The organism is Salimicrobium salexigens (genome assembly GCF_900156705.1).
In the GTDB taxonomy this organism is placed as follows: Bacteria; Bacillota; Bacilli; order Bacillales; family Halobacillaceae; genus Salimicrobium; species Salimicrobium album.
In genome coordinates this window covers 162344-177162 of sequence record NZ_FTOK01000003.1, presented here as the reverse complement: position 1 = coordinate 177162, position 14819 = coordinate 162344, and the positions used below count along the sequence as shown (strand labels likewise).

Genomic DNA, 14819 nt, shown 5'->3' with positions numbered 1-14819 from the left:
TCAAGATATGATAAGCGACTATAATTAGATGGTGCAAAAAGCGACAGAAATACAAAAGGAACTGGATCTTCGCCTCGAAAACAGCCCGGGTGGAAATGAACGGACACCACACCTTTTTCTTCAGGTACGACACGATTGTAACATCCACTGCAAAAGCTGCTTTCTTCCATCGTGAGGGAATAATTTTAATTATTCAAGTTTCAACTGAAGAACGGGTGATCATCATTTATCATAATACGTCTGATCTTTTTAGCTTTCCCTGTTTTTTCGTCCACGTCCACGACGACCCCACTGAGCTGCGTCCGTCCATCCTTAGGTACTTCGAATCTCACCGGAAGCTGTGTCAGAAACCGTTTCATTACAGCCTCTCTTTCCATTCCGAGAATACCGTCATAAGGTCCTGTCATTCCGACATCCGAAATGTAAGCGGTTCCCTGAGGAAGAATGCGTTCATCTGCCGTCTGTACGTGGGTATGGGTTCCTACGTTAACGCTTACTCTTCCGTCTACATACCAGCCCATAGCCTGCTTTTCACTGGTAGCTTCCGCGTGAAAATCGAGGAATATGATATTCGTTCTTTTTTTCGCTTCGTTAATCAGTTCATCTATTTTCCGAAAAGGATCATCCAGAGGAGCCATGAACGTACGGGCCTGGAGGTTGATCACCGCAACTTCCGCATGAGGCGTTTTGATGAATGCCAGTCCTTTCCCGGGAGTACCTTTGGGCATGTTAGCAGGTCTCACCAGATAATCAGCGTCATCTATAAATTCAAAAATCTCCTTTTTATCCCAGGCATGGTTTCCCAGTGTGACTGCCTGAGCTCCCTTCTCAAGGAAACGTCTGTAGATCTTTTCATTGATCCCTTTACCGGATGCTGCATTCTCCCCGTTTATCACGGTCATTGTAGGCTGATATTTCTGCTTAAGTTTCGGCAAATATGTATCTATCGTCTCCCGGCCCGGAGAACCTACAACATCTCCTATAAACATTATCCTCATCTTCCCACTCCTATCTTCCAATTTAAGGTTAAACATAAAGAAAAGCGGCAAGAGCCGCTTTTCCCAGGTTTATTTTGCATACTCTACTGAGCGTGTCTCCCGAATCACGGTGACTTTGATATGCCCAGGGTAGTTCAGTTCATCTTCTATACGGCCACGAATATTTCTGGCCAGTTTCGTTGCCTCTAAATCATCAATTTCATCAGGGCTTACCATGATTCTGATTTCACGACCGGCCTGAATTGCAAAAGATTTTTCTACACCATCATATGATTCCGAAATTTCTTCCAGTCTTTCCAATCGTTTAACGTAGTTTTCCAGAGTCTCGCTTCTTGCTCCGGGTCTTGCGGCAGACAATGCATCTGCAGCCGCTACCAGTACCGAGATGATCGAAGTAGGTTCTTCATCTCCATGGTGTGAAGCGATAGCATTGATCACTGTGTCGTTTTCCTTATATTTCACTGCGAGTTCCTTACCGATTTCCACGTGACTTCCTTCCACTTCATGGTCGATCGCTTTACCGATGTCATGAAGAAGACCGGCACGTTTCGCAAGCGTCACGTCTTCACCGAGCTCGGCAGCCATAAGGCCGGATAAATGCGCCACTTCCGTCGAGTGTTTCAAAACATTCTGACCGTAACTGGTACGATACTTCAGACGTCCGAGAACTTTAACCAGGTCCGGATGAAGACCGTGGACACCTACTTCAAAGGTTGTCTCTTCACCGATTTCCCGAATGTAGTCGTCTATTTCTCTTCTCGATTTCTCGACCATTTCCTCGATACGGGCCGGATGGATACGACCATCCTGTACGAGTTTTTCAAGAGAAATACGTGCAATTTCACGGCGTACCGGATCGAACCCTGAAAGAATAACCGCTTCCGGTGTATCGTCTATAATCAGATCGATTCCTGTAAGGGTCTCCAGTGTCCGGATATTCCTTCCTTCTCTCCCGATGATTCTGCCTTTCATTTCATCGTTAGGAAGATTTACGACAGATACCGTAGTTTCAGCTACATGATCGGCAGCACAGCGCTGCATAGCCAGGGAAAGAATGTTTTTCGCCTTCTTATCGGCCTCTTCTTTCGCCTTATTCTCAGCTTCCTTAACCATGAGCGAAGTTTCGTGGGAAAGATCATTTTCCACACGATCCAGGATTACCTGTTTTGCCTGATCCGCAGTCAGACCCGATATACGTTCAAGCTCCGACTGCTGTTTCTCCACGAGCTGATGCATATCCTTTTCTTCCTGTTCCAGCTGTGTCTGTCTCTCACCCAGCATATCCTCTTTCTTCTCTACAGAAAGTTCACGCTGATCGAGAGTGACACTCTTACGGTCCAGGTTCTCTTCTTTCTGGTTCAAACGATTTTCAAACTTTTGCAGTTCCGTACGCCGTTCCCTTATCTCATTTTCCGCTTCCTGACGAAACGCCTGATTCTCTTCTTTCGCTTCCAGAAGAGCCTCTTTTTTAGCTGATTCTGCATTCCTTCGACCTTCTTCAACAATTTGCTTCGCAAGATCCTCTGCGCTCGAAATCTTCGCTTCGGCAATCGACTTCCGGACGAAATAACCTGCAGCCAATCCGATGATCAGGGCAAGCAAGATGAAGATGATCGTGGATACAATACCCATAGTTTCACCTCCTCGTGCTTCTAGAGCCCATTATTAGTTTTAACCATCATTACTTTTTTGTCTGTTTCGTATCGAAATCATAAGTAACATAAATGGAATGATACACGTCTATTTTATGCCTGCCTATAAAGGATGTCAAGATAGTACAATAAAAGCAGGACTCTGTGGAGTCCTGCTTTGTATTAAACGTCCAGTGATTCCTGATCTTCCTCGGAGGATTTCTCCTCTTTTTCAGGCGCACTGTTCTCTTCGTCCATGCCATAGTGCTCACGGATCAGACGTTTCAGCTCACTGTAAACTTCCGCGTTCTCTTTCAGATACTGCTTCGCATTTTCGCGGCCCTGTCCCAGACGATCACCGTTATAAGAGTACCAGGAACCGCTCTTATTGATGAGATCGAGTTCCGTAGCTATATCCACGAGCTCTCCTTCACGGGAAATACCTTCCCCGTACATGATATCCACTTCCGCTTTACGGAAAGGAGGAGCCACTTTGTTTTTGACCACTTTAATTCTCGTTTTATTACCTATCATATCGTTACCCTGTTTCAGCGTTTCCGCCCGGCGTACTTCCAGACGTACGGAGGAATAGAACTTAAGGGCACGACCGCCCGGTGTCGTTTCCGGACTTCCGAACATTACACCCACTTTTTCACGGATCTGGTTAATGAAAACAGCTGTCGTGTTCGATTTACTGATAGCTCCCGAAAGTTTACGAAGGGCCTGGGACATGAGTCGCGCCTGGAGTCCCACGTGTGCATCTCCCATTTCACCTTCGATTTCCGCTTTCGGTACCAGTGCTGCTACCGAGTCGACTACAATCATATCTACTGCACCGCTGCGTACCAGTGCCTCCGCAATTTCAAGTGCCTGTTCCCCGGTATCAGGCTGGGAGAGGAGCAGCTCTTCAACGTCTACTCCAAGAGCTTTGGCGTACGTAGGATCGAGAGCATGCTCGGCATCGATGAAAGCCGCCTGCCCTCCTGCAGCCTGAGCCTCTGCGATAGCGTGCAGAGCCACGGTGGTCTTACCGGAAGATTCCGGTCCATAAATTTCCACGATTCTTCCGCGCGGGTATCCGCCCACTCCGAGAGCGACATCCAGAGCGAGTGATCCACTCGGAACGGTGCTTATACGGCGACCGGCCTGATCCCCCATTTTCATAATCGATCCTTTACCGAACTGCTTCTCTATCTGTCTTAACGCCGAATCTAAGGCTTGTTTGCGTTCACTCATCAAATTCCCCTTTCCTCTTTTCTATACCCATCATAACTCTTTTCAGTCTGTTTGCCAACTAAAACGCGAATAAATGTTCCCGTTTTTTTAAGACAAAAACATATAGAAAACGAGGAAATCTGAAGGAGAAAATCCTGTTTCTATATGTTTTTCGTTCTTAAACCCCATTATTCAATGTGTGGAATAAAAGTTGATATGCTTTTTTTACTGCTTTGTTCTGTACCTGCTCCCTTGATCCCTGGAGATGTATAAAACGGTGCCACGCTCTGTCTCCCCCTATTTTCACGCCTATATAAACGCTTCCGGGATCCTGGTTTTCACTCTTGGAGGGGCCGGCCACTCCCGTAAAACTTATGCCCACGTTGGAGTTGAAAATATGCTGCGCCCTTTCGGCCATAGCTTCTGCGCATTCGGCACTGATCGTTCCGTAACGGTTCGTCACGTAAGGAGAAACGCCGAGGGCTTTTTCTTTCGCTTCTTTGGTGTAGGAGACCATTCCTCCTGTACAGACTCCAGAGGCCCCAGGGAGACTGATCATCTGATTGATGAACTGCCCCCCTGTTAAACTCTCAGCAGCCGATATTGTCCATCCACGTTCTTTCAGGAGTTCAAACACTTTCTGTTCGATGGTGATGTCATCACTGCCGTAGTAGTAGTCCCCGACTATTTCGAGAATACGCTCCCTTTCTTTTGCAAGGAGGTCATCCGCTTCTTCTAATGAAGCTCCGGAGGCCGTCAGACGGACACCCACTTCCCCGAGGGAAGCCAGCGGGGCGATAGTAGGGTTGGTCTGATTACTGATACGTTCCGAAAGAAGGTCTTCAAGAGCCGATTCCCCTATCCCGATGAACCTGAGCATTTCGGATTTGATTTCTGTACTCAGCACGTATCTCTCCCTGAGATATGGGAATACACCATCTCTCATCAGCTGCTTCATCTCTACCGGAACGCCGGGGAGAAAGACCCACACTCTGCCTTCGTGTTCCACAATCTGCCCGGGAGCCATCCCCTCTTCATTAGTAAGTATATGCGCCTGTTCAAATACCTGAGCCTGTTTATAATTATTCGATGTCATCGATTGACGATTTTTCTTATAAAAGTTCTCTATTTTTTCTTTTGCTGTCTCATCCGTCCGAAATGGCTGGCGAAAAAGAGTGTTTACCGCTTCTTTCGTAAGATCATCTTCGGTAGGACCGAGTCCTCCGGTCACTATGATGAGATTAGAACGATCATGGGCCGTACGGAAAAGAGCAGCCAGCCGGTCCTGATTATCTCCGGCGGCCGTATGATAATACACTGATATTCCGTGAAAGGCCAGCTGCTCGGAGATCCACTGCGCATTAGTATTTGCAATCTGACCGAGAAGCAGTTCTGTTCCCACACCTATTATTTCCGATTTCCACTGTGTCATTTGGAATCCCTCATTACATGCCAGTTTTTCTTAAAGTAATCATATCCTGAGTAAGCCGTAATAATCATAGCCAGGTATAGGGCGATGATACCGAGAGGAAGCCCGACGAACGCAAAGGGAAAATTGTGCAGAAGCATCAAAGATACTGCTACAATCTGAATCCACGTTTTCAGCTTGCCCATCTGACTTGCAGCAAGAACCGAACCTTCCCCGGCAGCGACCAGACGGAGACCCGTTACTGCGAATTCCCGGCTGATGATTATAATAACGATCCAGGCAGGTGCAATTCCTGCTTCCACGAGAACTATGAGAGCCGCACTCACCAGCAGTTTGTCGGCGAGAGGGTCAAGAAATTTCCCGAGATTGGTTACGAGATTATATTTACGGGCTATGTAACCGTCCACCCAGTCCGTGGTGGAAGCGATTATAAATAAGATCGCCCCCAGAAGATGGGATACCGGCAGTTCTCTTTCTCCCATATCGAATGATCCCCAGCCGAACGGGACGGAAACCAGAATAATGAAAATCGGGATCATTAAAATACGGGCTAACGTAATTTTATTGGGCAAATTCATACAAATACTCCTTTTCTGCCCAGTACGAGTACACGCCACCGGACAGTAAAATTTTATAAATACCGTTCGTGTCACCTACTAACAAGAAGCTGCCCTGTAAGGGGACAGCTTCTCATTCAGTTGAAGTTGATAAGCAGCTTCTGTGTGGATACCTCAGCAGGGAATTCAAGCTGTTCCCCGTCCACTGTAACTTTGGTTACGGCAGCGTTTCCGGTTTTCAGATATAGCTGATCTTTCCCCGATACGTCAATCTCGAGCGGACTTTCCTCTTCACTGTAAGGAATAGGATCGATAAGACCCTCCCCGTCCTCGGAAGCAGCGGCTTCCAGATAAGCAGTTCCCGAGAGTTCCACTTTCACCTTTTTATCCGAAGCGCCCTTCACGTTGTACGTGTGCTCCGGAAAGTCCCCGCTTCCTTCCTGCTCCAGCTCAACTTCAGCCGTCGGCTCGCCGGTATCTTCTCCGGAGGAGCCATTTTCCGAGTCACCGGAAGCTTCCGATGCTTCGTCATCCGAGGCCTTTTTATCGTCCTGCTTCCCGTTTTTATCTTCGGAAATGACAACTTCATCCTGCGGACCCTCATCGGCAGGGTTCGTTTCATCAGTAGTTGTGATCTGCTGAGTAAAGAAATAAACGATAAAAGCTATCAGAACTACCAGCACCCCGGTTATAACTGCCGGAAGAATTCTGGAGGTGCTGCGGGAACTCCCGCTCCCCGCAGCTGCACGTACCTCTGTTTTTTTGGATCGCGGATAAACAGCGGCACTTCTCTCATCCACGACGGGCAATTCATTCTCATGCTCATTCATTACCTCTTCCGGGTCGAGACCGACAGCAGAGGCGTACTCCCGAATGAAAGCCCGCGTATAAAATTTTCCCGGAAGAAATTCGAAATTATTTTCTTCCATGGCCTGTAAATATTTCTGCTGAATCTTTGTGGAAGATTCAATTTCTTCCTGGGAGAGGCCCTTTGCCTGCCGGGCTTCCTTCAACCTTGAACCAAGTTCCATTCTTTTCACCAACCTTTAAAAATCAAACATATTGAAACCGTCACCGAAATCCCCGAATCCGTGCTGCTTCTGTTTTTCTGCCGTTTCATAGGTGATTTCCTGATCTTCATGACTCCTCAACTCGATAATATAATCGAAGTCATCCATCTTATATTCCGTCTCCTGCACGAATATGTCCGGATGCTCAATCACTTTCATAGCCGGGAGCCTCATGATTTCGCGCACCAGCTGCCAGTGTTCTTCATCAGCACTCCTTGCGGAAACCATCCCGTCAATAATGTACACATTCTCCGGATTGAACTCTTCTTTAATCAACTTGTTGCGCACGGTCTGTTTCAGCAGCGTGCTGGAGAGAAACAGCCATCTTTTATTCGCACTGACACTCGCAGCTACGATCGATTCTGTTTTACCCACTCTCGGCATCCCGCGGATTCCAACCATTTTGTGACCTTCTTTCATAAACAGTTCAGCCATAAAGTCGACAAGAAGCCCGAGATCTTTCCGGACGAACCGGAATGTTTTACGGTCGTCTATATCGCTATGTATATATCTTCCGTGACGAACCGCCAGCCGATCCCTTAATTTGGGTTTTCTCAGTTTTGTTACTTCTATCGTATCCATCGTATGTAATATCGATCGCAACCGGCTGATCTGCACTTCATCTTTACACAAAAGAAGCATGCCCCGGTGCGAATTTTCCACTCCGTTAATGGTTATGATATTGATGGACATCATGCCGAGTAGTGAAGCAATGTCTCCCAGAAGACCAGGCCGGTTGTATTGAATCTGATATTCGAGATACCATTCCTGTTTTTCCATAATTAGAAGCTCCTCACTGTGCCGGATAATGAGACGGCTTGGACTCACTTACTATCATATATGATTTTCCCCCAATAGGAAAGAATATATGCCACAAAAATGGCAGGAACCAACCGGGGGTTTCTGCCATTTTTCACTATTAAAGATCATGCAAATCGCCATTATTTCCATCCGCCCGAGACATTGAGGATTTCTCCCGTTATATAGGAAGCCTTCTCTCCGAGTAAAAAAGAGGCGGCCGATGCAACTTCTTCCGCCCGCCCCTGCCTTCCAAGCGGAATCTCCTCCTCGATTTCCAGAACGTCCTCGTCACGGAGCAGATGGTTCATTTTTGTATCGATCATCCCGGGAGCGATACCGTTCACCCGGACACCACTCGGACCGACTTCTTTGGCTAACGCGTTGATAAAAGCCCGCTGGGCGCCTTTCACCGAGCTGTAAAGCACTTCCGTACTCGCACCCGTCTCTCCCCAGATCGACGTAATAACGAGGATATTCCCCTGCTTATCCGTTATCATGGAAGGAAGTATGTGTCTCGTAATCTGCCACATCGATTTCACATGTACATGGTGGAGATAATCCATCATTTCCTCTTCGCTGTCCTGAAACAGTCCCTGCAAAGAAATGCCCGCGGCAAACACGACCGCATCCCAGTCCCGCGAAAGACCGGAAAGAAAACTGTCGATCCCCTCCGATGAGGACAGGTCACCCTGGACAGAACAGCTTTCGTCAGGCAAAACAAAATCAGGGGGGGTGGAGTTATAGTGGACGCCGAGAGACCATCCTTCATCGAGAAGTTCCTTACAGATGGCCTTCCCTATGTCCCCGCTTCCTCCGATAACCAGACACTTGTTCATTCCTTTGGTTTCACCTGGAACGTAGTCATCTGACTTTCCTGGATCCAGTTTTCAATAAACTCTTCCATATCCTCTTTTTTCAGTGACTCGATTTCAGGTAATACATTGAACAGGTTCACACCGAGCATGTGGTAATGAGTGTACTGATTCGCGATGAATTCCAGGGAGTTGAGTGCTCTCATGAATTCCCCGATTTTTTTTCGCTTCATTTTCTCGAAATCTTCCGCGCTGATTTTTTCTTCCTTTATGGAAAGCAGCATCTTTTTCAATCTCTTGAGAAAAGCATCAGGCTTGCGGGAGTCCCCTCCAAGAATGGTGAAACCGAATTCTCTTTCCCATTCCGTTTCAAAATGAAAACTGTCATCCACCAGTCCGCTCTGGTACAGCTCATCATAAAATTTCCCGCTCGTGGAAAAATAATGGTCGAGCAGCATATCCGACAGCAGTTCGTTATGCAATATCTCTTCCCCGGACAGACCGTCCACCTGTTCTTTCAGACCTACGTAGGCTTTCGGAGTCGAAACAGCCATTTCAATAGCCTCTTCCGATTTGAACGCGGAGACTGGCTCCCGTGGGAATCTCCGGTTGATTTCGGGTGCTTCCGGAAACTCTTTCCGCTGCTGATTTTCGCGGATGAAATCCATCATCTGTTCAGGTTCGAAATTGCCCGCGATAAACAACACCATGTTCGAAGGATGATAGAACGTTTCATAACAAGTGTACAGATCATCTTTTGTAATGTGCTGGATCGAATCCACTGTACCTGCAATATCGATTTTCACCGGATGCTTATGATACAGACTTCCTATCGTCCCGAAAAATCCTCTCCAGTCAGGCTGGTCATCGTACATGCGGATTTCCTGACTGATGATCCCTTTTTCTTTTTCGACAGACTGTTCGGAAAAATAAGGATCCTGGACAAAATCGACTAACGTTCTGACATTCTCATAGACGTGAGAGGTGGCAGAGAATAAATAGGCGGTTTTCGTGAACGACGTGAACGCGTTCGCCGAAGCCCCGAGTTTCGTAAAATCCTGAAAAACGTCCCTGTCCTCTTTTTCAAACAGCTTATGCTCGAGAAAGTGGGCAATCCCCTCCGGCACGGTTACTTCTTTATCTTCGCCCAGTGGAGTGAACGTCTGATCGATCGACCCGTAGTCCGTAGTGAATATCCCGTATGTTTTCACCATTTCGGGTTTCGACAGTAGAAAAACCTGAAGTCCGTTATCCATTTTTTCTTCGTGTATCGTCTCATTGATCTGATGGAATTCCTGCGTTTTCATTTTAGGCGTCCCCTTTCTCTAAGCTGGTCAGGAAATATACAGTGTCGAGCTCTATCTTCTTCGCAATCCGCACAACATCTTCACGGCTCACTTTTTCCAGACGTTCAAAAAGTTCAGATGCTTCAATCTGTCTGCCACTCAACTGCTGATGGTAAAGAATCTCGATAAGTCCATACGGATGCTCCATCGTTTCTTTAAGCTGGTGAATGATCTGCTGTTTGGCTTCTTCAACATCCTCATTAGTAAAGTCGCCATCTTCTATAGCCTTTTTCTGATCAAGAATGATCGTTTTCGCCTGATCGTAGTCAGCCGGATCGATGCCGCTGAATACGAACATAAGGCCTTTATGACTTTCAAATCTGGAAGCCGCGTAATATGCCAGGCTATGTTTTTCGCGAACGTTCATAAATAATTTCGAACTTGGAAATCCGCCAAATATTCCGTTGAACACCTGAAGTGCATAATAATCTTCTTCTCCAAAGAAGGTGTGGGTACGGAAGCCGATATGGAGTTTCCCCTGACTCATTTCTTCTCTTTCTATGATTTCGCGTGGCTCCTCTACCTGCATATCGCTTACAGTAGTTGCAGGCGCCGGTTCAGCAGCGTGACGTAGGAAATACTCATTAAATAAAGGGATCATTTCTTCCTGTGAGACATCTCCTGTAATGTACACGTCCAGCTCGTCTTTCTGCAGCATATTTTTATAGTAGGAATAAAGTTCTTCATTCGTCAAAGGTTCCAGATCTTCCAGATGGCCCTGCGCATGTACCCCGTAGGCTTCATCCTCACACATGTGATCGAGGAGACGGGTGTTGGCGTAACTCATCTTATCGTCTTTTATGGAACGGATTCTTTGAGCAAGCGTCTCTTTCTCCCGCTTGAATACGGAAGCCGAAAACCCTTCCCCTTCCGATTTCGGATGGAAAAGAACGTCATTCAGGATGTGTAATGCTTTCTTAAGGATGGAGTCTTCGTCTTTCAAGTAACGGTCATTCACAACTTCCATGCGGAACGTAATTACGTGATTTTCCCCTTTTTTCGAGGCGTCTGCACTTAAAGCGGTGCCGTATAAATCCTCCAGAGCCCCCTGAAGTTTACGGGCGGAAGGAAAATTTTCCGTAGCTTTCTCCATAATGCTCGGTAACAGAGCCCGCCTGGTAATCGTTTCTTTCTCAAGAGGAGCTTTCCACTTCACTACGATGGAAACTGTCTTATATTTATTAGTGGGAAGTACGTGCAGGCGGTATCCCTGCTGTTCTTCTGTGTATTGTTTGGCTGTCTTCATTTTCTTCCTCCTATACAACAACGGTAAGTTATTTCTCCCTATCCTATGCTAAATGATGATTATCCAAAAGTAAAAACATATAGCCCGGATAATACCGGGCTATATGTTTAACGACTTCCTTTAATATAAGGTGTGCCCAGAGATTTCGGAGCTTCGGCCCGGCCGATGAACCCTGCCAGCGCTAAAATGGTGAGCGCATAAGGGAGGATCAGCAGAAACACCTGAGGGATATTGGCGAATAACGGCCAGCTCGCCCCGTTAATGCTGATGGCCTGCGCGAATCCGAAGAAAATTGCTGCTCCGAGTGCGCCAAGCGGATGCCATTTCCCGAATATAACGGCAGCAAGGGACATGAAACCCTGACCGACGATAGTAGCCTGGGAAAAAGCCTGAGCTACTGTCAGAGCGTATGCAGCGCCCCCAAGACCACCCATGGCTCCTGAGATCATGACTGCAATATAGCGCATACGGTACACTTTAATACCGTTTGTATCAGCTGCCATAGGGTGCTCCCCTACAGCCCGGAGTCTGAGCCCGAAAGAGGTCTTGAATAAAACGAACCAGCCTAACAGAGCAACAGCGATAGCGAGATACGTGGAGGGATAATTCTCAAAAAACATCCTTCCGAGAACCGGAATATCCGACAGGAACGGCACGTCCCACGTATAGAACGGGTTACTGATGATATCCGTCTGACCGCGGTCATAAAACTCGCGGGTCAGGAACAGTCCGACACCGAGCGCCAGAAAGTTGATCGCCACCCCGCTTACCACCTGGTCTGCCCGGAAAGTTATCGAAGCTACGGCATGAACGAGTGCAAATATCGCCGAGAGTACCATAGCAGCAAGCATCGAAATCCACGGGGTCATTGATCCGAACATATCCGAAAATGTGAGGTTAAACACGATTCCGACGAAAGCACCCATTACCATCAGACCTTCAAGTCCAATGTTGATAATTCCGGAACGTTCACTGAACACCCCGCCTATAGCCGTAAAAATCAGAGGAGCAGCAAATACAAGTGCAGAAGAAACCATTATAGCCAAAGCGTCTAGAAAGTCCATTTATTTACCCTCCTTACTGAATTTCAGGAACACCCAGCGGATAATGTACCCGGATGCCACGAACAGAATAATCAATGCGATTACGATATCTACAAGTTCGGTAGGAACTCCGGCCTCGGTCGGCATATTCAGGGCCCCTATTTTCAGCGTACCGAATAAGATAGCCGCCAATATCACCCCGATGGCCGTATTCGCCCCGAGCAGAGCAACCGCGATTCCGTCGAACCCGATGTTCGTAAATCCGGAACTGACAGATGCGTACTGGAATGTACCGAGACCTTCCATGGCACCCGCAAGACCCGCAAAACCTCCTGAAATCACCATGGCAACGATAATATTTCTGCCGACTTTCATTCCGGCATATTCCGATGCAAAGGGATTACTTCCGACTGCGCGGAGCTCAAAGCCCCGAGTCGTTTTGTTAAGCAAAAACCACATGGTGAATGCCATTACCAGAGCAACGATAAAACCGTAGTGGATCCGGGAATAGAAAGTCAGTTCTCTCAGCCAGGGAGCAGCTAAAGATGCCGTTTCGGCTACGTTGCTCGTCCGGTCCTCTCCGTCCGTCAGTACACTCCGGATCACAGAGTTGGAAAGATAAAGAGCTATATAGTTCATCATAATGGTTACGATGACTTCGTGGACTCCGAGTTTCGCTTTCAGCAGTCCCGGCACAAAACCCCAGATTCCACCGGCTACAGTGGCTGCGAGCAGAGCAACCAGTACGTGGACGACCGGAGGCATACCAAAAGAAGAACCTATCCAGACAGCTGCCAGCCAGCCCACAATCACCTGTCCTTCCACTCCGATATTCAGAAGGCCGGCTCTCATTGCAAAAGCAACTGCCAGTCCCGAAAGTATGTATGGTGTTACCTGTCGAACCGTCTCACCGAGGAAGTAGGCATCTCCGAACGCCCCGTTCCACATGGCGGCATAACCGGCTACCGGATTGTAGCCGAAAGCCACCATAATAACAGCTCCTGCCAGCAGGCCGAGTAAAACAGATACGATAGGTACGACTATATTAAACGTCCGATTACTGAACATTACGCTTCCCCCTGCTTTTCTGACTTTCTGCCGGCCATCAACAGGCCGAGTTCCTGCTCATCCGTTTCTTCCGGATTAACTTCCTCGATAATTTTACCATCGAACATTACGGCTATACGATCACTGACGTTCAAAATTTCATCAAGTTCAAACGATACGAGCAGAACCGCACGACCTTTGTCTCTCTCTTCGATCAATTTATTGTGTATAAACTCGATCGCTCCTACATCAAGACCCCGTGTCGGCTGCGAAGCGATCAGAAGATCCGGGGAGCGGTCAACTTCCCGTGCAATAATCGCTTTCTGCTGGTTTCCTCCTGAAAGGGAACGGGCTTTCGTGTACTCATCCGGTGTACGGACATCATATTCCTCGATCAGGGATTTCGCTTTTTTATAGATATTCTTGAAATTCAGAATTCCTCTTTTCGAGTTGGGCGCCAGATAATAGCTCTGCATCACCATATTTTCCCCTATCGGAAAGTCCAGAAGAAGTCCGTGTTTGTGCCGGTCCTGAGGAATATGTGCAACCCCTGCTTCCGTCACTTTTCTCGGTTCCAGGTTATAGATGGAACGGTTGTTAAGCGTTATTTCTCCTGAACTGCTTTTCTTCAGTCCCGTAAGTGCTTCCACGAGTTCAGTCTGCCCGTTCCCATCCACACCCGCAACACCGACTATTTCGCCCTGCCTGACGTGAAGGTTCAGATCCTTTACCATTTCCACTCCACGGGAGTCTTTAACTTTGAGATTTTTGACACTTAAAGCATTCTCTCCCGGAGTCGCTTTCGTTTTCTCCGTTTTAAACGTAACTTCTCTTCCTACCATCAGGGAGGCCAGTTCCGTCGCATTCGTATCCTTTACATCCACCGTGCCTATGCCTTTCCCTTTACGGATTATGGTACATTTATCACAAACCTGCATAATTTCTTTCAGTTTGTGGGTGATCAGAATAATCGACTTTCCTTCATTCACAAGGTCTTTCATAATTTGAGTCAATTCTTTAATTTCCTGCGGGGTAAGTACTGCGGTAGGCTCATCCAGAATAAGTATTTCCGCACCCCTGTAGAGCGTTTTCAATATTTCGGCTCTCTGCTGCATACCGACGGAGATATCCCTGATCTTAGCAGTCGCATCCACATTCAACCCGTACTTTTCAGAAAGAGCCTGCACTTCTTTTTCGGCTCTTTTTATGTCGACGGTACCGGCTTTATTAGGTTCACTGCCGAGTACGATGTTCTCAGTGACGGTAAACGTATCAACCAGCATAAAATGCTGGTGTACCATGCCGATCCCGAGAGCGTTCGCAACGTTCGGATCTTCCACATTCACTTCTTTCCCCTGAATCCTGATGCTTCCCTTTTCAGGTTTATAAAGTCCGAACAGAACGTTCATCAGAGTCGATTTCCCTGCTCCATTTTCTCCTAAAAGTGCATGAATCTCCCCTTTTTGTACCTGGAGCGTAATGTCGTCATTTGCTACTATACCCGGAAACTCTTTCCTGATATTAAGCATTTCTATTACGTAGTCCATGAAATCCTCCCCCACTCATGCTTATTTCTATTTCCAGATCATCCAGAGAAGAGTTTCCCTGAATGATCTGAAGATAG

General features: G+C 47.2%; 13 protein-coding genes. All 13 read right to left on the bottom strand.

The features are described 5' to 3' along the window. Window positions 1–200 precede the first annotated feature (200 nt). The 13 genes from BW931_RS05045 to BW931_RS04985 all read right to left on the bottom strand — a co-directional run bounded on the left by BW931_RS05045 (window position 201) and on the right by BW931_RS04985 (window position 14742). Window positions 201–998, bottom strand: a complete 798-nt coding sequence (locus BW931_RS05045) for a TIGR00282 family metallophosphoesterase (protein WP_076570464.1) — start codon at window positions 996–998, stop codon at window positions 201–203. Between the two features lie 69 nt (window positions 999–1067). Continuing rightward, entirely contained in the window at window positions 1068–2630 is a 1563-nt protein-coding gene (gene rny / locus BW931_RS05040; RefSeq protein WP_076570462.1) for a ribonuclease Y, read from the bottom strand. A gap of 182 nt (window positions 2631–2812) precedes the next feature. Further along, entirely contained in the window at window positions 2813–3865 is a 1053-nt protein-coding gene (gene recA, locus BW931_RS05035) for a recombinase RecA (protein WP_008587773.1), read from the bottom strand. Window positions 3866–4022: 157 nt separating this feature from the next. Beyond that, the gene (locus tag BW931_RS05030; RefSeq protein ID WP_076570460.1) at window positions 4023–5276 is read right to left on the bottom strand and encodes a competence/damage-inducible protein A; all 1254 of its coding nucleotides are present in this window, start codon (window positions 5274–5276) and stop codon (window positions 4023–4025) included. Further along, the gene (pgsA, locus tag BW931_RS05025) at window positions 5273–5851 is read right to left on the bottom strand and encodes a CDP-diacylglycerol--glycerol-3-phosphate 3-phosphatidyltransferase (protein ID WP_008587777.1); all 579 of its coding nucleotides are present in this window, start codon (window positions 5849–5851) and stop codon (window positions 5273–5275) included. Before pgsA ends, BW931_RS05030 begins: the two co-directional genes overlap by 4 nt. A 116-nt stretch (window positions 5852–5967) precedes the next feature. After that, window positions 5968–6861, bottom strand: coding sequence for a helix-turn-helix domain-containing protein (locus BW931_RS05020; RefSeq protein ID WP_076570457.1), 894 nt, complete (start codon window positions 6859–6861; stop codon window positions 5968–5970). A 15-nt stretch (window positions 6862–6876) separates the two neighbouring features. Next, entirely contained in the window at window positions 6877–7680 is an 804-nt protein-coding gene (locus BW931_RS05015) for a DUF3388 domain-containing protein (protein WP_008587782.1), read from the bottom strand. A gap of 161 nt (window positions 7681–7841) precedes the next feature. Continuing rightward, window positions 7842–8537, bottom strand: coding sequence for an elongation factor P 5-aminopentanone reductase (gene ymfI / locus BW931_RS05010; protein ID WP_076570455.1), 696 nt, complete (start codon window positions 8535–8537; stop codon window positions 7842–7844). Next, window positions 8534–9820 (bottom strand): EF-P 5-aminopentanol modification-associated protein YfmH, encoded by a 1287-nt coding sequence (yfmH, locus tag BW931_RS05005; protein ID WP_076570453.1) that lies wholly within the window; start codon window positions 9818–9820, stop codon window positions 8534–8536. The genes ymfI and yfmH overlap by 4 nt, the downstream gene beginning before the upstream one ends. 1 nt (window position 9821) lies before the next feature. Further along, window positions 9822–11105 carry an EF-P 5-aminopentanol modification-associated protein YfmF gene (gene yfmF, locus BW931_RS05000; protein ID WP_076570451.1) on the bottom strand — a complete coding sequence of 428 codons (1284 nt, stop codon included), beginning with the start codon at window positions 11103–11105 and terminating at the stop codon, window positions 9822–9824. A 107-nt stretch (window positions 11106–11212) separates the two neighbouring features. Then, window positions 11213–12169, bottom strand: coding sequence for an ABC transporter permease (locus tag BW931_RS04995; RefSeq protein ID WP_008587792.1), 957 nt, complete (start codon window positions 12167–12169; stop codon window positions 11213–11215). Beyond that, window positions 12170–13216, bottom strand: coding sequence for an ABC transporter permease (locus BW931_RS04990; protein WP_008587794.1), 1047 nt, complete (start codon window positions 13214–13216; stop codon window positions 12170–12172). Then, window positions 13216–14742, bottom strand: coding sequence for an ABC transporter ATP-binding protein (locus BW931_RS04985; RefSeq protein ID WP_008587795.1), 1527 nt, complete (start codon window positions 14740–14742; stop codon window positions 13216–13218). The genes BW931_RS04990 and BW931_RS04985 overlap by 1 nt, the downstream gene beginning before the upstream one ends. Between the last annotated feature and the right edge of the window lie 77 nt (window positions 14743–14819).

Coding starts and splice junctions, on each gene's coding strand:
- BW931_RS04990 (WP_008587794.1), bottom strand. CDS start 13,216: ATGTTCAGTAATCGGACGTTTAATATAGTCGTACCTATCGTATCTGTT.
- recA (WP_008587773.1), bottom strand. CDS start 3,865: ATGAGTGAACGCAAACAAGCCTTAGATTCGGCGTTAAGACAGATAGAG.
- BW931_RS05015 (WP_008587782.1), bottom strand. CDS start 7,680: ATGGAAAAACAGGAATGGTATCTCGAATATCAGATTCAATACAACCGG.
- ymfI (WP_076570455.1), bottom strand. CDS start 8,537: ATGAACAAGTGTCTGGTTATCGGAGGAAGCGGGGACATAGGGAAGGCC.
- yfmH (WP_076570453.1), bottom strand. CDS start 9,820: ATGAAAACGCAGGAATTCCATCAGATCAATGAGACGATACACGAAGAA.
- yfmF (WP_076570451.1), bottom strand. CDS start 11,105: ATGAAGACAGCCAAACAATACACAGAAGAACAGCAGGGATACCGCCTG.
- BW931_RS04985 (WP_008587795.1), bottom strand. CDS start 14,742: ATGGACTACGTAATAGAAATGCTTAATATCAGGAAAGAGTTTCCGGGT.
- BW931_RS05020 (WP_076570457.1), bottom strand. CDS start 6,861: ATGGAACTTGGTTCAAGGTTGAAGGAAGCCCGGCAGGCAAAGGGCCTC.
- pgsA (WP_008587777.1), bottom strand. CDS start 5,851: ATGAATTTGCCCAATAAAATTACGTTAGCCCGTATTTTAATGATCCCG.
- BW931_RS05030 (WP_076570460.1), bottom strand. CDS start 5,276: ATGACACAGTGGAAATCGGAAATAATAGGTGTGGGAACAGAACTGCTT.
- BW931_RS04995 (WP_008587792.1), bottom strand. CDS start 12,169: ATGGACTTTCTAGACGCTTTGGCTATAATGGTTTCTTCTGCACTTGTA.
- BW931_RS05045 (WP_076570464.1), bottom strand. CDS start 998: ATGAGGATAATGTTTATAGGAGATGTTGTAGGTTCTCCGGGCCGGGAG.
- rny (WP_076570462.1), bottom strand. CDS start 2,630: ATGGGTATTGTATCCACGATCATCTTCATCTTGCTTGCCCTGATCATC.